Here is a 19,868-nt window from a genome sequence, read left to right on the forward strand (position 1 = left end):
GACAAGTAAACCAGGATGTTCGCCCCTTCGAGGCGTAACACGCGAGGCCATTCAGGGCCCCGTCGAAGTGTTCTTCCCCTGCTTTCGTGGACAATCGGGCAATGCACTTGACCGAGCAGGTCCTGCGGGGCTCTGATGGCACCGATGGCCGAACACGCCCCCGCCGCCCTCACGATCGAGTGGACCCTGGGTCTGTGCGCTTCGCGCGGCAGCGAGACCGTCGATGTCGCCGCCGGAGCTCGAGAGGGATGGCTCGTTGTCTCGGACGGGCCGGGCGGACACGGCACGGGGTGGCTCGGCGCACGATTGACCGTGCGCGGGCTTCTGGCGCGAGGCTCGACCTCTGCCGCGGAGGCCAGATTCGTGGGAGCCGCGGATGGCGTTCCTGACCTCGCGCGCTGGACCGGCGGGGTGGCACGAGCTGCCGACATCGAATACGAGAAGGACGCGGGGGACGCGGGGGATCGAGCAGCGCGTGAGCTCGCCTCCCTGTTTGCCGACATCGACAGGGAGCTTGCCGGTCCCCCGAAGCATTCCCCGGCCAGCCTCGTGGCCGGGTGCACCGCCACGCGACTGGACGGCGCTCGCGTGCTTGGAGCGCACGTGGGGATCGGGCGAGCGCTCCTCTTCCGGGCAGGCGCCGACCACTTCGAGAGCCTCGTGGTCGAGCACTACATGCACCTCGTCGGAGCTCGCATACCGCAATTTCGCGACATCGACCCTGCGCAGATCCCGCGTAACATCATGGTCAACGGCCTCGGGCAACTCGCCACATCGGGGGTCGGTATCGACCGATTCGCCGTCGAGCTCGGCGCGGGCGACCTTCTCCTCCTATGCTCGCGGCGGCTCGACATTCCCGATGAAGAAGCGGCCCGAATCGCGAGGACGGCCCTGGACGATGGGGTTCCGCTCCACGAGCTCGCGCGAGCGATCGAGCGTCGCGCGGCGATGACGCCGAGCCCTTCGGACGTGGCCTTCGCGATTGCGCTGGCGCGACCGATCGAAGCCCCGCCTGCTCGGTAAAAAACCGTCCCCCCGAAAACGAACAAAGCCGCGAGGTTGGAGTTCGCCCCTACCACGACCCGCCGAGCGCGGTGCGGAGCGTCGCGACCTTCCCTTCCTCGAAGCCGAAGCCGAGCGTGTCGTCGAGCGCGACGAGCAGACCGAGGCGCGCATAGAAGCCGCGGGTGGGTTCGTAGCTGAAATACGGCTCGAGGGCCGTCTGGGCCTTGTCGTCCTCGCGGGTCGGGAAAAACACGGTCTGCACGCGCAGGCCGCCGCCCAAGCCTGTAGAGGCGCGCGCCGCGATCTCGCTGTGGGCTTCGAGAAAGAGGTGGGTGCGATTCGCCAGGTCCCCGACGGGGAAGGCGACGATGGACACGATATCCGCGCGGTAATGAAGCGTGGGCAAGATGCGGAGCTCCAGGCCGCCGCGCCCTCGGGCGAGGATCGAATCGAGGAAGAACCGGTGCAGGTCCGCATAAGCGCGATTGCGGCTGGCCACGTCGTGGCGCATATCGATGTAATTGGCGATGGCCGTCCACACGAAGTAATCGACGGCGGTGCTGCTGCCCCAGCCCGAGCCGAGGCTCTCCTCTCGGTCGGTGAACGAGGTCGGGACCGAGAACGTGCCGCCCGCGTGAAACGCGAGCCTTTCGCTCACTTTGCCCGCCCAGTGCGCGCCCAGGGTGAGGTTTCCCATCGTGGCCTCGGTCTCACGCAGGGTGGCGGGGGGGATCCGGTAATCCCAGACGGCCCAGGGGACGTCGAAATCGAGATACACGCCGCGGGCAATCTTCACCTGGCCCGCGACGCCCCAGGTGAGCGAATGCGCAGTCCCGAGCGAGGGATCGTCGTAGGACCTGACGTCGAACTCGAGGGCGACGCGGTTCTGCTGGGCTCTGGGAACCCAGGCGTCCCCATCGGCGGCGCCTGCCATCCCGGGAAGAAGCCACACGAACGAGACCGCGGATGCTGCCAGAAGCCGAGAAAACATGACGGTGAGGCTACGCATTCGCGCGCCGTAGGGCAAAGAAAGGCCTTCGGTGGCGCTGGGGCTGGCGGGGACAACCTAGCATTGGTGTGCTGATGAATTAGTAACGTCCATGCACCGTCCAGTGGCCAGAAACCGAGAGACGGAGGGCGCCGTCGAGCGGACGAGACTTGGAGAGGCGTCACCGCGCCTTCTTGCGTGCTCGAGAAACACGCCCGGAGGCCTGGGTAGCTATGATTGTTTCTAGCCACTTCGTCGTGTCTGATTTAGAATCGCCAATAAGTCGACCCACATCTTCTCCTTGAATAGACACTAAAAGCAGGTCATCACGGGCCAGCGAAGCAACGTGATCCGTGAATGCCTTGGTGAATCCTGAGACGGACAGGAAGATCGACATACGCGCAACGCGTCCACGGGCCCGCATCTTACTCTCCAGCGCGCGGGCCTCTCGAACATCCGCGGCCTTTGTCCAGTTCTTGCATTCTACAAAAATCAATGGAGAGCCCAAGTTCGACCAGAATGGGCGAGCAACGTTGTTCTGCACCACGAGATCCAGTTCTGCCGTCTGGGTCCGAAGGTTTTTCTCGACCACCATTAGGCCGTCAATATCCGCAAGCAGAAGATCGGCAAACTGCTCAAGGCGGACGCCCTTCTCCTGTGCCGTGAGTGTATCAACGTTGGCGGTCTGCCAAGCCGTGCACAGGGCGTCGCGACGAAGCCGCCTCTGCAAGACACCTTGGCCATCCGTCAGTGCTACGAACGTATGATTGTAAAGGCGAACCTTGTCGGCGATGGATCCTATTGAGCTCGTAAGACACGATGCCGCGTCTTCTGCAGTGTGAACATACTCCGAAGCGAAAGTGAATTTTACGGGATCCATAGGCGGCGTTGCTCTCAGAAGAATGTATAGCTCAAATAGTGCAACAATTTCTGGGTACAGCAACTGTCCGTCATATAAGAAGCCACCAAGCGCGACCGATTCAGCCATATGTTCGGCGCCAAGGTCAGTAGCGTTGGGTAGCCCCTGAACCGTCGGCAGCAAAGACCGTTCGCGATCAAGGAAGTTGCTGTTCCAGTCTTTCCAGCCATGCCGCTGCACGATAGCAACGGCCGCTGCTATCTCATCCGATGGGCTGGCGTGCTCCAGCCGAAGAATAGCGCGCTCGATGGCTTCTGGTGTCCTACGAGACCATGCGGCGCCCGGTGGTTGCGCACTCTCGGAACATCCCATCTTCATGCCATCCATATAAGCCAGCGCTATGCTCCGTCGCCAGGAACGGAATGATGCCCACGTGCTTTCGAAGTATGCATCAGACAGTCCGAGGCGCGCTAGCGTGCCGAGAGCCGTCTGTGCGTTCGTGCCAAAGACGTAGGTAGACTCCTCGCCCCGGTCATTTGACTGAAGACTCGGCATGGATTCGGCAAATGGTAGGATGTACACCGGAGGGAAATCATGTTTCCAGCTCCATCCGGTTTCGGGTCTGGTCCCAATGCTTAGTTCGTAATACTTGCTTCCCATTTGGCCTCTGTCCGAGCGGTTCTCCCGGAAAAGTGAGACCGCTCGGTATGACCGCTAGGTGTCGGCCCCCCGTGCATACTTCATCTTAAGGGCGGCTTTGAATAGACGGCCGACACGCCATGCATCGGGGCGTGTCGGATGCTCCTCAAAGATCCCAATTTCGCGCATGGCCTCGAAAGTGCCGTCGATCTTTGCCTTCGGAAGCTTGAGCGAGTTGCGGAATCGGTTCGCAAGATCTTTGCGCACGAACGGCGTCTCTTGAGCGCTCAGCGCACCAATGAACCGGTCAAGCTCTCGCTCATTAAGGGGTGTGAGAAAGAAGAGTTCTTGGCGAACTTGCGTGAGGAACTCTGCCGAAGCCTCATCATGTGCGGTCATTATTACGTCTTGCCCGATGCGACCCGCCACCAAGGATTTCGCTGCGGCGTTGATACTCGCCAGGAATTTGTCGTAGACACGCGGGTAGTAACTCTGTTCACCGCTCGGGTCGTCGCTGAAGTAAGTGCGCAGAAACGTTGTCGTGTTAATATTTTTGCGTCCCAATTTTTCTGGGAATATGCCCAGCAGTAGCTTCATGCACGCATCAACTGGAAGCGCGCTTTGCTGAATCTCAATTAGACGACTGCGAACCTCGTCGACCACGCTCGGAAACGTTTTCGCGATCCACGGCAGATCCAGCAAGCGAGAGAGAACAAAATTTAGGATCGATTCTGTTGTCCAGCGGAGCTCCAGTCTCTTGCCGCCAGCGCTCTGCTGCTCGAAGTTTTCGAATCCCCATCTTGCGATGTCGGTACGAAGGAAGATCTTTAGCGTAACGGTGCCGCGGAAAACAGCGTCATTCTCCAAGGCCGAGCTGACATTCAGGAGGGCTTGGATGTTCTCGTGTGCTTGGTCTCGATGCGACATCGACTCCAAGCCGTCGATAAGGAAAACTCGTGGTGCACCTGTGCGAGCGAGCTCTCGAACGTGCGTCCCCTCGAGCAGTTGTGCGCTGCTGACCACGCTTCCGAGCCGATCACGACTTGTACCGGTGGCCTTGAGACCAGCTGCGAGTAGCGTCCACCATAGCCCCTCGTGATCGTGAGCCTCTCGTGCTTTCTTCAGCAGCGATTGCAGGGCAACGTCACGCGCTGGGAGGCCGCCCAAAGTCTCGTCTTCAGCTACAACTAACGGCTCCCCGAGCTGTTGACGCGCAAGTTCGTGGAGAAGGCGCGTTTTTCCGGTGCCCTTCCGTCCCAGGATGAATCTTACGGGCGACCCGGGCTGACGTAGCTCGCGAAGAGCCTCCGTTACAATGAACAGGCCTTGATCCGTTGCTCCGCTCGGATGCAGTTTTCGTGTCGCATCCTCCACGCGCTCCTTTTTCTGCGCGAACCCGAGGAGTTCACGGACGCGGCGTATGGCCTCGCGAGTCATACCACCGACTTCGTGCGGTTCAGGAAGACTTGGCTGCCGAAATGCGTTATCGTCCGGCCAAATGACCCAATGGTCTTGGATGTCTCCGGCCTCAAGAGGCTCGTCCGCCCTTTCGCTCCGCGCTCGGGCAAGTGCTTCGAGCCACGGCCATGCCTGGCGGCGGTATTGTTCGCGCAACCGCTCTAGCGACGAAATGTGTAATGGCATATAGGATACGAGCATACCGGGCGTAGGTAACCCTTTCCATAATCGTTCGACGTCACGAATAGCGCGACGTGATTGACCATCGAGGCGGTCGAAGACGACTACGGGTCCGGGCATCGTTCGTACCCATGCGGGAACCGTGGGACCGAGCCCGGTGCGATGATCAACCAAGACGATGTCGTAGCGCATTGCGACGGAGTCCCGAAGCGCCGCGGCCAATCGTTCGTGACTCGGCGCGGAGACGCTTGCCTCGAAGGCGAGCGCGGCAGCGTCGAGATCATACTCCTCAGCCGTGGGCCGGAAGCCTAAGATAGAGACCGACCCGCCGCCACGAGGCGCACTTACCGGCACAGGGACGACATCGAGGCCAGCGCGCAGCCCGACAAGCGACGCTTCAGGCGGGATCTCGCTGGCGCCAACAAGGATGTCGAGGGACGGTGCCTCGGCGTCGATATCTACTACAAGGACGCTGTGGCCATCGGACGCCAAAGCAAGCGCCAAGAAAGCTAAAAGTGTTGAGCGCCCCTGACCACCTTTGTAGCCGTAAAAATGCGTGACAGGAGGGAGATCAGGTTTTGGATCAAATCTGCGACCCTCTTCCGCGAAAGCCCCCAGCCATGTCTCTCCGCGGCGCTCTGGTCCTGCAACCTCGGTGGCGTCACATAGCCGTTCGAAGCGTATGAAGAGACGATCCGAGGTCCGCCGAAGGTCGGGAACGCTAAGCTGGATCCTATTTGCAACCAGTTCTTCGCGCTCATCATCCGAAAGGCCCGAGAACGCAGTGGAAACAATACGCACCCTAAGAAACGGGAATGCAGGGCGCGTTGCCGTTCCCGGAAACGCTTTCTCGACACGTTGAAGGAGTTCAGCGCCACTGATGATCACAAGATTACTCCTGCAAGCCGCAATTCCTCGATCAACACCATTGCGTCGTTGAGCGCTTGGACAACGTCTGCTGTTTGCGATCCACCCGCAAAGCCGTCTGCATGTAATTGAAGATAGCGAAGTCCCGGGTACTTGGTAGGATCGACCGGCGATTGTACCCCCCTGTGCGTACAGACAAGGGCACCGAGCGAGGTCTGCAATGCCGTAAGCTGGGCCTCCAGGGCACTTGACAATCCGGCGCCCAAATGCTGTTTGGCCAAGCTCTCCAGATCATGTGTCATGGCATATGTGCCTAGAGCATCCTTCAGGGCAAGCTCTGTCGCTACCAGTAGCGTGTACAAACGAAAGAGCGGCTCCGACACATCGGCATCACGGAAGGCCCTGCGATTTGTCGTGTGCGGCATGGCTAGCCCAAGGGGAGGCTTGTAGTTGATTCTGATCGGTTCACACGGCAGACTGTGTGGTCGACTGAAAGCCTACACACATTGACCAAAGCTACGCGGCGAGCTCACGAGGTGTCAAGCTGACTCTAAACGTTTTGTCGGACCTCCGCCGCTCATACCAGCGCCCCGAAGGCGGATGCGCGCCAGGAGCGGGGACGTCGACCGCAACACCCTCGATCGGCGCGCGTATCCGGGGACCTCGGCTGCTGGCGTCGCGAAGGCGAGCACGGACGGGGCCGCGGAGTTCGGTGAGGTAGGTTGGGAAAGTAACGAGTGTTCCCCGTCACGTTCACGCGGCCAGCATCGGTGGCTTCCGGTGGAATGGCCACCACACCTCCAGGCAGAGGTCCCCGATCACCATCCGCGCCGAAGCGTCGGCCCGCGACCTGCACCGCGCGCCGATCTCGCGCGGTGCAGGCCCTTGGACCCGGTCATCAAACAGCGCCTTTGACAATCGCGATCAACATGCGGGCCGCATCGCGCAGCCGCTCCGGTCCTTCCGGAACCGGCGCACCTTCCAGGGGTTCGCATGCCCAGCACTGCCCGTCTTCCTCGCGGACGCACCGGAGCGTTCCGATCGCTCGTCCTCGCAGCTCAACCACCCGATAGCCGAAGGCGATCCCGCGAAACCTCACGAAGCGGCTCACACGGAAACCCGCAGCTCAACGTGGGTGACGCCCTCGCGGAGAATCTCCGCCATCGGATCCCCCGTTCTCTTCTGGACCAGCGTCACGACGCCCTGCTCTTCGAGACGGATGAGCGCCGGGAGGATCACACGCTCGTACGGAAGGTGCGGAAGCTTCTCCCGCAGCCGGGCAACTGAAACCCGGCCGTCCTTATCAGGACGCAGCCGTGAGAGCGCCAGATGGATGACGAAATTCGTATATGCGGCCTCCCCCTCCCGCCGGGCCGCCAACGCCTCACGAGCCACCTCGATCGCCGCTCTCTGATACAGCGGGGCCGCGAGCACGACTTCGAAAAGCAGAAACTCGCCATGCTCGTGGTCGGCGACGTTCCCAAACGACACGCCCGTCACCTCTGACGAACGCGGCGGAGGAACGGGTGGGAGCCGTTCGGATACGCGCGTCCCGCCGAAGAACGCATCCGCCACAGCACTCCAGAACGACGTCCATCTCGCCTTCAACCGCAAACACAGCGGCAGCCCCGTGGGCCCGACGCTCATGTCACGAACGTCCACGAGAGGCTCGGTGAGCGTCTGCCGATCGTGGACGACGGCGCCGGTCGGCGTGCTCGCCATGGCTGCCCTACCGGCGCCGCCGTCCACGATCGGCGACCCCTGCCGCACGTGCGTAGCGTCGTCCTCGTCAACCCCGGTCGGAACGGGCGTAGTCCGGTCGTGCACGGCGAGCATGACGCGCTCTCCTTCCGAATGAAGGCTCTCATCGCCCGAGGACGAGGCGCGCGTGCACCATTCCGCTTTTACACGGACCTGGCCATTACCATGACGCAGTCAGGTGCGCGCCCGCGCCCCGTCCCCGAGCGACGAGCCAACGAAAAACCTCCCCCTCCCGGGCCGGGTCACGGTGCCTTTTCTGACCTGGCGCGCGAGCAGTCCGGCGTCGAACCGGCCCGGGAAGGGTGAGGCTGGGGGTCGTTATGCCCGGACGCCCCCAGCGAACACGCATGCACCCAAATGCGTGCGGGCTCGCTGCGAGCGTCGGGGTTACATCACCCCTCAGATAGATATTGGCCGCACGCCGATCACGGTGACAGCGAACGCGAGATTTTTCTGGAGGGGTGGCGGGCCACGTCGACCCACAGCGCAGGCTCGTCGATCCTCGACGGACTGCTGACAGAACCTTCCCAGGACAAACCCGATGCGCTACCTTCGCGGGCGTGGAATCTCGCCTCGACACCGCCTCGCTGCGCCTGATGTGGACCGTCTTCCCAGGCGTGGACCTCGTCGCCTACCAACTCGCTGGCACCGTCGCGGTCTTCTACATGCTCGGTCCGCGCGACGTTCCGATCCGGACGTGGAATCTTGCCGAGGTGCTGGCCAAACGCGACGCCACCGGGCTCGCCCTCACGGTCGGACAGGCGTAGTTACTCGACGATCCAGTTCGACCTGCGGCAGCAGAAGGTGATCGCGCTGAGCTTGTTCGGCGACGCCGATCCCTTCGGCGCTCCGCCGGAGCTCGAGCACGTGCCGTGAACGTACGTCACGCCCGTGACCGCCTTGGCTCCGATCGCGCGGCCCGGCGGCTGCATGTCGGTGCACTTCTCGCCGAACGACGAGATGCCGAGTTGCTCGAACTGCGACGAACACACCGCATCGTCGTAGAGCCGAAGCGAGCCCATGCACGCGCTCCCCATCGGCGCCCCGCACTCGCACGCCTCGCAGCCGCGATCGTCGATCGGCTCCTCGGGGTACATCTCGTGGCGTTCGTGGTTGTAGTTGTCAGGACACGGCTCCAGCACGCCCTGGCCGTGCACGCAGTAGAGAAACTCGGGGCCGGGATCGGCCACGCAGTACCGCTTGGTCGCGCTCTCGCCGCACGTGTCGTCGTTCGTGTTCGCCATGCACGCGAGTGCGCCGAGCTTCCACTCCGTCTTCGTGGTGAACGAAGGCGCAGCGCTCTTCGGTGCGCAGGACTCACTCGTCGGACCCGGGAGCGGCGAGGACCGCACGGACTGCGCACAGGGCTCACCGCCGCACGACGCACCGGCCGGAAGCGCGTTCGTGCTCGTGCAGGCTCCGTCCCATCCCGCGGGCCCGCTGAACGGTAGCGACATGGCCGCGCTTTCTGCACACGTCCCGGCGCGGATCTCGATCGCCTGCGGCGGCCCGCCTTCGCACGTCCCTTCCGAGGGCTCGCACGCGCACGCCTCGCACTCGGCCGGGGGCGCGACGAGCTCGTCGAAGAGGCGAAACTTCTCGTTCGGCACGCTGCTCGGGCAGAACTTCGGGAGCGCCTCCGGCTTGTCGAACCGGACCGAAACCGGAACTTCGCTCCAGTAGCCAGCGCCGCCGCTCGGCACGGGGACGCAAGCTTGCGTGCAGGTGTTTCCGGCCTGCGGCGTGGGGCCAGGGTTCAGAGTGTCGGCATCGCCCGCGTTCGCATCGGCGCCTGCGTCCGCCAGCAGTGCTTTGCATCGTTCACTGGGGAAGAGGTTTCCGGGTTCGCATTCAGTCACAAAGACCGTATCCGCGCCTGTGCATGCAAACAACGTGGCGAGGAGGCTCGTCGCTGCAAAACCGATTGCGATTCGCATGGTTAAAAACTCCATCCCGCCCCGACCTCCACGCCCATCATGACAGGCGGTTGAGCGGCTAAAACTGTCCCATTGACAGCAACCTTGACCCCACTCGAAAGACCAAGAACATCTGCAGCGGTGTGGATCGTGAGCGACTCGGTGACGCTGAACCTGGCGCCCAGGCGCCCACCTCCACCTGGCTTCACCCCCACGACACTTGCTGACTTGTAGCTCGCGCCCGAGGTTTCCACCTTGATCACGCCGAGGTGCCCAAGCGCGCAGCCGAAGAACCACCGGTAATGTCCGCAGGCACTTACGAGTCCTCCTGCGGTCATCGCGGTGATCGGTTCCCCCCCGATCCCCGATGTCAGCCACGCCGCGCGCCCTTCCAGTCCGAGCGACACGTGCTCATGCACTTGCAAGCTTCCGCCGACCACCGCCCCCACCGCAGGCGCCCACGTTGCCACCCCGAATATGACGACGGGGCCCGCGTTGATCGAGCCACGGAGCCCACTCTTCTTCTCGTCACCGATGACACCACCGCGGATCGGCTCTTGCTTCGGCGGCTCGTCGTCGGGCGGCTCCTCGACGCTCGTCGCCGGATCAAACTGACGCCGCCGGAGAAGCCGCTCCGGCGGATCGATGGGCGCGAACGAGGGGAGCGGACGCAGAGCCAGCGTGTACCGCAACGTCCCCCCCTTGATCGCCGTGAAATCGATGACCGCGTCCTCGAATCCATTGAGTGCTGCCCGCAGCTCGTGCTCGCCGGGCGGGACGAAAAGAATGAACCCGGTATGGCCCTCCCGATTCTTGGGCAAACCGTCCAGCGTGACGCGCGAATGCGGCTCGGATACGGTCACCTCGACGCGGCAAACCTGCGAGCGCGCGACGTCATACGCCGAGAGCCAGGTGTGTCGTTCGTCCGATGAAACATCCTGTCCACGCTCGATCGCGTCGAGCAGCAGATCCGCGGCCTGGATGGGGTTGCGCAGCTCGACGAGCAGAGCCCCGAGGCGCCCGCCTACGAGGGGGTCTTCCTTGATCTTGAAGGCTTCGGCATACGCCATCGCGGCTTCGGGCAGCCTCCCCGCTGCGCGCTCTCGATCCGCCTTTGCGACGAGTGCTGCAAATCGTGCCGCCTGCACGGCATCGTCGACCGCGGGCCGGGGCGCGTCCTCTGCGAGCGCAGACGCCCCGAACGTGAGAATGGCGGCAATGACGATACCGGACCGCACCATGCGGGCGAGCGTATCCGATCCGGGACAAACCCGTCAAGATGGACGGGACAAACTGCCGCGAGGGTTGCTACCGGTTGCCCTTCGGAAGGAACGACATGCCCGAGAGGTCCACCACGACCGGAGGCTGGGGCACGGTCGGCCTACGTGCAGCACGCCCGATCGATGGGGCTTTCGCCGGCTTGACGGCCGAGCCGGGCACGGTTTCAGGGGGAACTGCCAGCGGCGGGGGCTGAGGAGCCTCCTGCACCGCCGCGGCCACGATCGGTATGCGATACCGGAGCCCGGTGCGCGCTACGGGCAGCTCGGGCCCCGGCGTGAGCAGCAGCAGACCGATGATCACGCCGAGCGCGTTTCCTGTTGGGTGGACGTAGCCGAAGAGCTTGCGGAGCCGTTCGAGGCGGGAAGCGTGGTCTTCCCCGACCAGCCACAGAAAGGGCATGAAGCTGCGCAAGTCATCGCGGGAGAGACCGCTTTTTTCGAGGAGAAAGGTCCGGGCACGCTCGAGCCGCTTTTTCGCCAAGGCTTCCGAGATCCCGAGCTCCGCGGCGACCTCCTGGTGCGACCTCCCTTCGATGCCTACACGCAGAAGCACCTCGAAGAACTCGGGAGGCAACTGCTCCATAGCCACCGCGATCTTGCGCTGGACGTCGCGCCAGTGCGCGATGCGCTCGGGTGAGGCGGCCTGGGCGGGCGCGGACTCGGCCTCGCCGTCCTCCGGCGAAAAACGCGCGTCGTAGCGTCGTTTGGCGCGGTCACGGTCACGGGAAACGTTCGCAGCGATCCCGAGCGTCCAGCCCCGGAGATCGCCGGCCTTGGGATCGTAGGTCTCCCGGCTCTCGACAGCCGTAGCAAAGACGTCCTGCGACTTGTCCTCCACGCCGTCGTTGCCGTTGGCGCGCTTGTGGCTCTCGCCCGTGAGGAAGCGCTCGACGTCGGCGCGCAGCTCGACGAGCCGGGCGAGAAACCCGGGACCGTCCCCAGGCTTGCCCTTCGATCTGTTGCCCATGTCTAGTATTGGCCGCTGGGCCGAAGAGGTGACAGACAATTTTCACCGGACGCACTTCTGTGGCGTCTGCGGCGGCAATCACGCCAACATGAACCCCTGCGGCGTCTGCTTTGGGCCCCCCCTGGGTCCTCATGAATACGGCCCCTGATGGAGCACGTTCGCAGGTCGGGCCACGGCATTCGGGGTCCGGCGACCGAGCCTGCATCCGACAGACGCATCGCCCTTCCACCACCGCGATCTCCCCTCCCAGAATCGACGCATCTCCTCCGCCCCCCGACACCACGCCCACCGCGCCCCCGAGCGCTCCTTCCCCCGATCGCTCCCTCTCCATCCCCCGGCCGACACCTCCCGGCTCCGCGACTCCACGCACCCCTCCCCCGACCGATACCCATCCTCCCCGCAATCACACGCGCAATCCCGGCACAGGCGCCATCTCCCCCCGACGATCGACATCTCTCCTTCCCGGACCGATCCCTCTCCTCTCTGCTTCGACATCGACCCATCCCCGATCGACACATCTCCTTCCCCCTATCGAGACTTGTCGCCTGCCCGATCGACCTGTCGCCGTGCACGTTTCCGTCGCTGACGGGTTACATCGAAAGCCGAACCTTCCAGTCTCACGCCCATCTCGCGAGAACGAAGAGGCCAAGGGCGACGCAGGGCCCGCTGCCGCGACGGCTTCCCCTGCATCCCGTTCCCTCCCGCGCGTCCGCCTCCGCCCGGAAAAATGGCTTGACAAACGCACCGCTCCCCTCGCCCTCGCCGCGGGGAGGCCGTACGCGCCGCCGAGCTCCTCGCCCCGCTCGCTCGGCTAGAAGGACCCGCCCGCCACGACGCCGCCGCCGCCCGGCAAGAACCAAGGCGCAACCACGGCCGCCTTCTTCTCCTCCGCGCCCTTCTTCCCGCCGCTCTGCGTCACCACGAGCACCACGCCCACCGCGGCGGCCACGCCTCCGCCGATCAGCATGATGTCGCCCACCGTCGCGAACGTGTTCGACGTCTCGATGTCGTCCTGCGCCGACGAACGGCAAAGCTGCCGCCCGTCCGCCGTCATTCCACACACGGACGACGCATCCGGCCTGCGCGTCGCGGCCAGGATGTCGAGCACGCCGCCGCCGAGCGCCACGGCCCCACCCGCCGCTGCGAGGATCACGCCGGGCATGAAGATCTTGCCGCCCTCGCGCTTGTCCTTCGCGTCCTTCTCGGCCTTGTCCTTCGCGTCCTTCTCGGCCTTCTCTTTCGCTTCCTTCGCGGCCTTGTCCTTCGCGATCCGCTCGTCGAGCTTCGCGAGACGCGCGTCGAGATCCGCGTGCTCCTCCGGCGGCGCCGCTTCACGCCAGCGACCGAGGTACTCGCGCGCCTTCTCGGCGTTCCCGAGCCGCTCGTGCGCGTTCGCGATGCTCTCGAGGATCAGCTCTCGCTGCGAGAGCTCGTAGGACATCTCCCACACCTCGATCGCCTTCTCGTAGTCGCCCTTCGTGTAGAGCTCCTCGCCCTGCTGGAACAGGCGCTTGGCCTCGACGAGCTTCGGGTCGTTCTTGTTCGGCGGCTTCTTCTTCGTCGCCGACGCGACGGGCGCGGCCTTCTTCGGCTGGGCCGAGGCCAAAGGGCCAGCGACGAGGAAGGACAAACCGAGGAGCGACGCCGCAACGAGCGGCAGGGAGCGACGGCTCATTCGAAGGGACTCCGGATCTCCGACCTGCGGCCCGTTTTGCTGGTGGTCGTGGGCGGCGGCGCTGCGGTGCGAACGGTCCCCGGCGACCCCCCGCGCGCCTGTGTGGCTGCGGGCGTCGTCGTCGGCGTGGACGTCGGCGTGGATGTCGGCGCCTGCGCGGCCGAGGTCGCGGGCGCCGTCGTGGGCTCGGGCGGCGCCGTCGCGGCGAGCGCCTGCGGCGGCGGGCTCGGGCTCGCGCTCGGGGCAGGCGCGGCTGCGCTCGACGCGCTCGCGCTCTCTTGCGTGCTCTTGCCTCCGCGCATCACGGCGAACGCGAGCACCGCGCCGATCCCGCCCATCGCGAGCGCCGCGACGACGAGGGACGCGAGCACGGCGGGGCTGCTGCGCTTCGGCGGCGCCTTGTGCATCCCGGTCTCGGACGTGACGAACCCGCGCTGCGTCGCGCCGCTCTCCATCATCGGCGGCGGCGCCTGGCTCGGCGTCGCCGCCGGGATCGGCATCGGAACGTTGTTCGTCGAGATCCGCGCGAAGTTCCCCGTCGCGTAAGGCGCAGGCGCGTGCGCCTGGTTCGGCACGGGCCAGCCTTGGCCCGACGACTTCATCGCGATCGCGCGCAGATCCCGCGACACCTCGGCCATGCGCTGCGGCCGCTCGTCCGGGCGCTTCGCCATGCAGCGCAGGATCACCGCTTCGAGCAGCCCGTCCATCGCGCAGAACCGGCTCGGCGGCTCCGGCGCTTCCATCGCGTGCCGCGTGATCACGCCGATCGTCGACTCCGCGGTGAACGGCAGCCTTCCTGTGAACGCGCGGTACATCATCACGCCGAGCGAGTACACGTCCGCGCGGTGGTCCACGCTCTCGCTGCGCGCCTGCTCGGGCGCCATGTAGTGCGGTGTGCCGAGGATCATCCCCTCCTCGGTCAGCTCCGACGAACCGCTGTGCAGGACCTTCGCGATCCCGAAATCGAGCAGCTTCACGAACAGCGGATCGCCGTTCTCCTGCACGAGGAACACGTTGTCCGGCTTCAGATCGCGGTGGACGATCCCGTGCGCGTGCACGAGCTCGAGCGTGTCGGCGATCTGGATGAACACGTGCAGCAGCTGCGCCGGGCCGAGCCTCGACTCGCGCATCGCCCGCGCGAGATCGAAGCCCTCGAGCAGCTCCATCACCACGTAGAACGGGCCGCCTTCGAGCTGGCCGAAGTCCGTCGTCTCGATGATGTGCCGGCTCTTCAGCGCGTTCGCGGTCTGCGCCTCGCGGATGAACCGAGCGAGCACGCCGTCGTTTTGCCCGCTGCGCGGCGGCCGCAGCACCTTCATCGCGAACGCCTTGCCGACGACGACGTGCCGGCAGGCGTAGATCGTGCCCATGCCGCCGTGCCCGAGCACGCGCTCGATGCGGTAGCGCCCGTCGACGAGCTGCCCGACGAGCTGCTCGGCGCGCAGCGCCGCCGTCTTGTCCAGGCTGACGAGCTTGATCCCGTCATCCTGACAATGCGAGCGCGCATCGGGGTACTCGCGCGAGCACGCGGGGCAGATCCTCACGAGGACGATGATGCCACCGGGGCGGACGGGAGCGGAAGGGGAAAGGAAGGAAGGCAGGGCGGAGCCGGAGACGGCGGCGGACGCGGACCAAGGACGGAAAGGGGCCCGCGAGGCGACACCGGAAAGCAAACGGGCCCGGTCGGCCTCCGAGGAGATCGACCGGGCCCGAACGTTCACGTCACGAAGTCATTGCGTCGAAGCCATTCGGCCGATCACCAGTAGTAACGGTGGTGGCGCCGGTAGTACGGGTAGCCGCCGTAGTAGCCGCCGTACGGGTAGCCGCCGTAGTAGCCGCCGTACGGGTAGTAGCCGCCGTACGGGTAGTAGCCACCGTAGTACGGGCGATACGGGCGGTAGTAGTTGTACGGGTAGTACCCGCCATACCCGCCGTACCAGCCGTGGCGACGGCCGCGCCAGTACTGCGTCGAGAGCTCTTCCTGCGCTTCCCCCGTCGATTCGCCGGCCTGGCCGGCGACATCCTCACTCGTGGCCGACTGGCCCTCGACCTGGCCCTCTTCGCCAGCCACCTGGCCGCCGCTCTCTTCGATCCGCGCCTCGTTCGAGACCTGGCCGCCGCTCTCTGCGGTCCGCGCCTCGTTCGACACCTGGCCGCCGCTCTCTCCGGCCTGCCCGAGCGACCGTTCCTGCGTGCCCTTCTCTTCCCCCGTCATCGGGGCGCCCTTGCTGAGGCCCTTGCCGATGCCCTTGCCGAGCCCGCCCTCGATGCCCTTGCCGATGCCCTTGCCGAGGTTCTGCTCGAAGCCCTTGCCGAGGCCCTTCTCCATTCCCTTCTCGATGCGCTCGCTGAGCGCGCCGCGCAGGATCTGCCCGCCGAACGGCAGGTTCTCGCCGAGCTGGCTCCCCTGGCCCTGGCCCAACGAGGTCCCCGTCGACGCGCCGCCGACGTTGCCCTTGGTGAATCCGGCACCCTTGTGCACGTCGGCCAGCGCGCTGTCCGTATCCTCGTCGAAATCCCCCACCTCCGCGGCGCAACCCGTGAGCCAGATGCCCGCAGACGCGGACAGGATCAACGCCACGACTTTCGACACGTTCTTCATACGAACCTCCCCCTGTTCCACTTCGCTGCGGCCTTTCCCACGCCTGACGAGAGCGCGAGATGCGCTCTCCCGCGAGGGTCCGACCACAATCGAATTCATTTGGCCGGGGCGGCCCAACGTCGAGCGGGTCCGCGCGGCCGAACGTGCGCGGACACGATCTTCCTTCCCGTGGGCTCGAAAAACCCATCTTTGGAGGAGGATCGCTCGGCTGAAAATCGTGGAGCGTGAAAATGGAAACAGACCCGAACGACCCCCTCCGAGGAGGCCGTTCAGGCCCGCAATTTCACGTCACAAGGCTACTCCGTACGACGCGGAGCGCTCACCAGAACGCGCCGACCCCGCCGCAGCCGAGGCCGCCGACGTAACCGCCGATGTAACCACCGCACGGGCGATAGCAGCCGCCGCCGTAGAAGCCCGCGCCGTAGTATCCGCGCCAGCCGTACCCGTACCCGCCGATCCACGGACGGTACCCGCCGATGAAGCCCGCGCCGCATCCGCCCCAGCTCGAAAGCGCTTCCTGCGACTCCGACGAAGCGCCTTCCTCCACCAGCTGGCCCGCGCTCTCCTCATGGCCGAGGCCCTGATCCGCGACCTGACCCTCGATCTGCCCCTCGATCTGGCTCTCGCCGCCGAGGCGCTGCGTATCCTCGGCCGCGACCTGGCCTTCCTGGCTTCCGCCGAGCACCCGCTCCGCGCCCTGCGTCTCGCCCTTGCCGAGGGAGCCGCTCTCGAATTGGCTACCCTGGCCGATCATCCCCTTGCCCTTCGAGATCGTCGAGATCTCCGTCTGGCCGCCCAGACTCCCCTTCGTGAGGCTCTTCTCCGCACCGAAGCCTTTGTGCACATTGCCGACCGCGTCGTCGGTGTCTTCGCTGAGGTCCCCGACCTCCGCCGCGCAACCCGTGAGCCACACACCAGCCGAGGCCGACAGCATCAACGCAACGAGCTTCGACAAATTCTTCATACGAACCTCCCCCTGTTCCTGTTCGGTGAGGTCTTTCCCTCGCGGACTGAAAAGCAGCGATGTGCTCGCTTGCCGCGACGGTCCGACCACGAGCACTTTCATTCGGCGGGGGCGTCGGTATGTCGAGCGGTCTGGCGATGGAACCGCACCGAACGTGCGGCGGGGTGTAGGAAAAGTCCTAAGGGCGCGCCCCCTACGGGCCGTGCCGAGGCCCATGCGCGCCGCGCGGGACCCGTTTTCAGGGCCGCGCGGCGCAACGCGGGGAGAAACTCAAAATACCTGATTCGAGAACCGGAAGAGCAGCATCTTCGGCGCGGCGCCCTCCGGATCGAGCACGATGACTCCATCCTGGGCCGCGGTGTTCCGGTGCACCTTGTGCGCGCTCGCCCCGCCGGAGCTGTGGGCATACACGCTGATCTTCTCGCCGAGCGGGATCACGTCGGCGATCATGTCCGACAAAGTGGGCATGTCGTACGGCGTGAATGCATCCCCCTGCACCCCGAGGTCGGTCACGTAATCGAGGTTGAGTCCGGGATGCCAGCCCTCCTCCCACACCGGGCCGGGCATCGCGTGCGTCGTCTCGAGGTACCGCACGTTCGGATCCCCGAAGCTCGATTCCACGTTCACGACCATCCGATAGGCCTGGCCGTTCATGATCATCTGCACGACCACGTGATCGTCGTTCGGCATCGCGCATTGCGTGTCGGTCGGCTTCACGATGGCGAGCACCGTCCCGTCGGCGCGCCCGAATGCGCTCGTGAGCGCGTCGCCGAACGTGGCGGCGCAATCCTTCGCCTTGTCCACGGGCGCGCCGCCTTCGCCGCCCATCCCGCCGCCGCCGTCGCCCCCGCTACCGCCGGCGCCGTCGCCCCCGCTGCCGCCGGCGCCGCCCGTGCCCGTGCTCGACGCGCTCCCCCCGGCCGAGCCGCCCGTCCCGGGGTCCTCGCCACACCCGACGAGCGCGACGCAAAGAAGCGCCACGCTCACTCCACACATGATCGTCCGCGATCCCATATCCTGTCCTTTTATTCTTGACAGGGCCGCGGCTTCATGCGGTGTGCTGCTGTTACAGCGCCATCACCTTGCTGTAGTGCTCGGCGATCGCCGTGGCCCCGAGCCGTGAGAAGAAGGACGAGTAACACATCCAGATCGCGAGCCCGTTCATGTCGTCGAAGAGCGGCGGCAGGTACGGCGGCGGCTTCACGATTCCATCGGTGACGTGCGCGTAGAGCACGGGCACGTCCTCGTGCGCCACTTTGCCCACGAACAAGAACGGGATCAGCGCGGCCTTGTCCTGCTGGATCGCGGCGCGCATGAACGCGTAGTTGAGGACGATCCCCTTGCAATAACAGGCGTCCTTCGTGAACGGCCCGCCGCCTTCGAGCAGACCGCCGCGGAAGACCCTGCGCGCGTTCTGGAAGCACTCGTCTTCCTCGTAGCCCTCGGTCCGGTACCACTCGAACACATCGAGGAAGCTCGCGCCGTCCTCGGCCTTGTCCACCGCGAGGATCCGATCGTTCAGCTTCTTCGCGCGCCGCGGCGACGACCGGAACGTGAAGATCTCGACCAGCGCCGCGAGCCCCTCCTGCACCGCCGTCGTGCGCGGCGGCCCCTTGCCGAGCCAGCGCGCCACGGGCTGCGCCTGCCCGTTCAGGTTCGTCGCCACGTGCACCCAGCCCTCGTGCGCCTCGAGGATGTCGATGTCCCGCGTCGAGAACGTCGCCCCGCTCCGGATCTTCACGTAGTCGCTGCCCGCCGCCGCGTCCGCGAGGATCGAGTCGTCCACCTGCACCCGGATCGCCGCGCTCCCGAAGAACCGGTCGAACCGCGCGTTCAGCTCCATCGCCGCCATCTCGGCCGTGATCTCGCGCCGCTCCGGCGGACCGAGCCTCTCGCCTCCGATCGCCGTGAGCACGTCGTAGAGCACGATCCCCATGTCGCGCACGCTCGTCTGACCGTCGGGCAGCTTGTCCTTCGGCGACCCGTAGAGCACCCGCGACAGCTTGTAGAAATCGCGCTTGCCGCGCGCCTTGAGCATCCGCACGACGTCGCGGTACTCCGCCGCCGTTTGCCGGAGGATGTGCCCGAGACGATCGTTCTTGCCGAGCTCGCGCTCCGCGTCGCGCAGGATCTCCTCGAGCTCGGCGATCTTCGCGTCCGCGTCGAAGCCGAGATCCGAGGCGTACGTCACCTTCGGCAGATCACGCTGCTTGCCGCGGAGGAACTGCTCCTCCACCGCCGACTCCCAGCGCAGCGCCTGCAGGATCCGGATCGGCCGCTGCGCCTCCAGCACGCGCTGCGAGAGCTTCGCCAGGATCTCCTTGTACGACCGCCAGGGCCCCGCCGCGGGCGGCGGCGGCACCGACGGGATCGGATCGTCGCGCAGGCTCAGCGACTCGAGCGGCGCCGTCGCGGCGTGCTCCGCGGCCTGCCCTTTCGCCGAGCCGTTTCCGTTCCCGTTCCCGTTCCGTTTTCCCGGACTCGACGGGCGTTCCGGCGGACGCTCCCGCTCTTTCGAGGGCTCCTCGGCCGCGTCCTTGGCCGACTCTCGGGCTTCCCGGCCTTCGTCCGCCTCCGCGGGGACGAGGGGCGGCGGCGGCACGGCGAACGCGGCGACCTCCCGCGGCTCTTTTTCGCGAGGCTCCTGCTTCGGGGGCATCACGATGATTGTCACACAGTTGGGCCCGGACGGATCATGGGAAGTTCC

At 65.5% G+C, this 19,868-nt stretch carries 16 protein-coding genes; 2 read left to right on the forward strand and 14 right to left on the reverse strand.

The genetic code is table 11. The features are described 5' to 3' along the window. Positions 1 to 144: 144 nt before the first annotated feature. Positions 145 to 1,023, forward strand: coding sequence for a hypothetical protein (locus QHF85_RS24395; protein ID WP_281329694.1), 879 nt, complete (start codon positions 145 to 147; stop codon positions 1,021 to 1,023). Between the two features lie 49 nt (positions 1,024 to 1,072). Here QHF85_RS24395 and QHF85_RS24400 read toward each other — a convergent pair whose 3' ends face one another. The 5 genes from QHF85_RS24400 to QHF85_RS24420 form a co-directional block, all read right to left on the reverse strand. Beyond that, on the reverse strand, positions 1,073 to 1,996 hold the full coding sequence (locus QHF85_RS24400) for a hypothetical protein (protein ID WP_281329695.1): 924 nt from the start codon (positions 1,994 to 1,996) through the stop codon (positions 1,073 to 1,075). Between the two features lie 178 nt (positions 1,997 to 2,174). Then, positions 2,175 to 3,230 (reverse strand): restriction endonuclease, encoded by a 1,056-nt coding sequence (locus tag QHF85_RS24405; RefSeq protein WP_281329696.1) that lies wholly within the window; start codon positions 3,228 to 3,230, stop codon positions 2,175 to 2,177. Between the two features lie 336 nt (positions 3,231 to 3,566). Beyond that, a complete protein-coding gene (locus tag QHF85_RS24410) occupies positions 3,567 to 6,017 on the reverse strand; it encodes a hypothetical protein (protein WP_281329697.1) in 2,451 nt (816 codons plus the stop codon). Further along, a complete protein-coding gene (locus QHF85_RS24415) occupies positions 6,014 to 6,421 on the reverse strand; it encodes a hypothetical protein (RefSeq protein WP_281329698.1) in 408 nt (135 codons plus the stop codon). The genes QHF85_RS24410 and QHF85_RS24415 overlap by 4 nt, the downstream gene beginning before the upstream one ends. A 682-nt stretch (positions 6,422 to 7,103) precedes the next feature. Beyond that, the gene (locus QHF85_RS24420; RefSeq protein WP_281329699.1) at positions 7,104 to 7,832 is read right to left on the reverse strand and encodes a hypothetical protein; all 729 of its coding nucleotides are present in this window, start codon (positions 7,830 to 7,832) and stop codon (positions 7,104 to 7,106) included. Between the two features lie 485 nt (positions 7,833 to 8,317). Between QHF85_RS24420 and QHF85_RS24425 the strand changes: the two genes are divergently transcribed. After that, positions 8,318 to 8,524, forward strand: coding sequence for a hypothetical protein (locus tag QHF85_RS24425; protein ID WP_281329700.1), 207 nt, complete (start codon positions 8,318 to 8,320; stop codon positions 8,522 to 8,524). On the opposite strand, the gene QHF85_RS24430 is transcribed toward QHF85_RS24425, so the two are convergent. The 9 genes from QHF85_RS24430 to QHF85_RS24470 form a co-directional block, all read right to left on the reverse strand. Further along, the gene (locus tag QHF85_RS24430; protein WP_281329701.1) at positions 8,525 to 9,460 is read right to left on the reverse strand and encodes a hypothetical protein; all 936 of its coding nucleotides are present in this window, start codon (positions 9,458 to 9,460) and stop codon (positions 8,525 to 8,527) included. It lies immediately after the preceding gene. Positions 9,461 to 9,696: 236 nt separating this feature from the next. Further along, on the reverse strand, positions 9,697 to 10,743 hold the full coding sequence (locus QHF85_RS24435) for a hypothetical protein (RefSeq protein ID WP_281329702.1): 1,047 nt from the start codon (positions 10,741 to 10,743) through the stop codon (positions 9,697 to 9,699). A gap of 238 nt (positions 10,744 to 10,981) precedes the next feature. Next, complete coding sequence (locus tag QHF85_RS24440; protein ID WP_281329703.1) at positions 10,982 to 11,959, reverse strand: RNA polymerase sigma factor; 978 nt, start codon at positions 11,957 to 11,959, stop codon at positions 10,982 to 10,984. Positions 11,960 to 12,731: 772 nt separating this feature from the next. Continuing rightward, entirely contained in the window at positions 12,732 to 13,595 is an 864-nt protein-coding gene (locus tag QHF85_RS24445; RefSeq protein ID WP_281329704.1) for a hypothetical protein, read from the reverse strand. Further along, the gene (locus QHF85_RS24450) at positions 13,592 to 15,139 is read right to left on the reverse strand and encodes a serine/threonine-protein kinase (RefSeq protein ID WP_281329705.1); all 1,548 of its coding nucleotides are present in this window, start codon (positions 15,137 to 15,139) and stop codon (positions 13,592 to 13,594) included. Before QHF85_RS24450 ends, QHF85_RS24445 begins: the two co-directional genes overlap by 4 nt. A 212-nt stretch (positions 15,140 to 15,351) precedes the next feature. Beyond that, positions 15,352 to 16,197, reverse strand: coding sequence for a hypothetical protein (locus tag QHF85_RS24455; protein ID WP_281329706.1), 846 nt, complete (start codon positions 16,195 to 16,197; stop codon positions 15,352 to 15,354). 319 nt (positions 16,198 to 16,516) lie between these two features. Beyond that, positions 16,517 to 17,161, reverse strand: a complete 645-nt coding sequence (locus QHF85_RS24460; RefSeq protein ID WP_281329707.1) for a hypothetical protein — start codon at positions 17,159 to 17,161, stop codon at positions 16,517 to 16,519. Positions 17,162 to 17,431: 270 nt separating this feature from the next. Then, positions 17,432 to 18,148, reverse strand: a complete 717-nt coding sequence (locus QHF85_RS24465) for a hypothetical protein (protein ID WP_281329708.1) — start codon at positions 18,146 to 18,148, stop codon at positions 17,432 to 17,434. A 79-nt stretch (positions 18,149 to 18,227) separates the two neighbouring features. Beyond that, complete coding sequence (locus tag QHF85_RS24470; RefSeq protein ID WP_281329709.1) at positions 18,228 to 19,820, reverse strand: flavohemoglobin expression-modulating QEGLA motif protein; 1,593 nt, start codon at positions 19,818 to 19,820, stop codon at positions 18,228 to 18,230. Between the last annotated feature and the right edge of the window lie 48 nt (positions 19,821 to 19,868).

The organism is Polyangium sp. 6x1 (assembly GCF_029946515.1).
In the GTDB taxonomy this organism is placed as follows: Bacteria; Myxococcota_A; Polyangia; order Polyangiales; family Polyangiaceae; genus Polyangium.

Excerpts from the sequence above, each read along its gene's own strand:
- QHF85_RS24395 (WP_281329694.1), top strand. The coding sequence starts at position 145 with ATGGCCGAACACGCCCCCGCCGCCCTCACGATCGAGTGGACCCTGGGT.
- QHF85_RS24400 (WP_281329695.1), bottom strand. The coding sequence starts at position 1,996 with ATGTTTTCTCGGCTTCTGGCAGCATCCGCGGTCTCGTTCGTGTGGCTT.
- QHF85_RS24405 (WP_281329696.1), bottom strand. The coding sequence starts at position 3,230 with ATGAAGATGGGATGTTCCGAGAGTGCGCAACCACCGGGCGCCGCATGG.
- QHF85_RS24415 (WP_281329698.1), bottom strand. The coding sequence starts at position 6,421 with ATGCCGCACACGACAAATCGCAGGGCCTTCCGTGATGCCGATGTGTCG.
- QHF85_RS24420 (WP_281329699.1), bottom strand. The coding sequence starts at position 7,832 with ATGCTCGCCGTGCACGACCGGACTACGCCCGTTCCGACCGGGGTTGAC.
- QHF85_RS24435 (WP_281329702.1), bottom strand. The coding sequence starts at position 10,743 with ATGGCGTATGCCGAAGCCTTCAAGATCAAGGAAGACCCCCTCGTAGGC.
- QHF85_RS24445 (WP_281329704.1), bottom strand. The coding sequence starts at position 13,595 with ATGAGCCGTCGCTCCCTGCCGCTCGTTGCGGCGTCGCTCCTCGGTTTG.
- QHF85_RS24455 (WP_281329706.1), bottom strand. The coding sequence starts at position 16,197 with ATGAAGAACGTGTCGAAAGTCGTGGCGTTGATCCTGTCCGCGTCTGCG.
- QHF85_RS24460 (WP_281329707.1), bottom strand. The coding sequence starts at position 17,161 with ATGAAGAATTTGTCGAAGCTCGTTGCGTTGATGCTGTCGGCCTCGGCT.
- QHF85_RS24470 (WP_281329709.1), bottom strand. The coding sequence starts at position 19,820 with ATGCCCCCGAAGCAGGAGCCTCGCGAAAAAGAGCCGCGGGAGGTCGCC.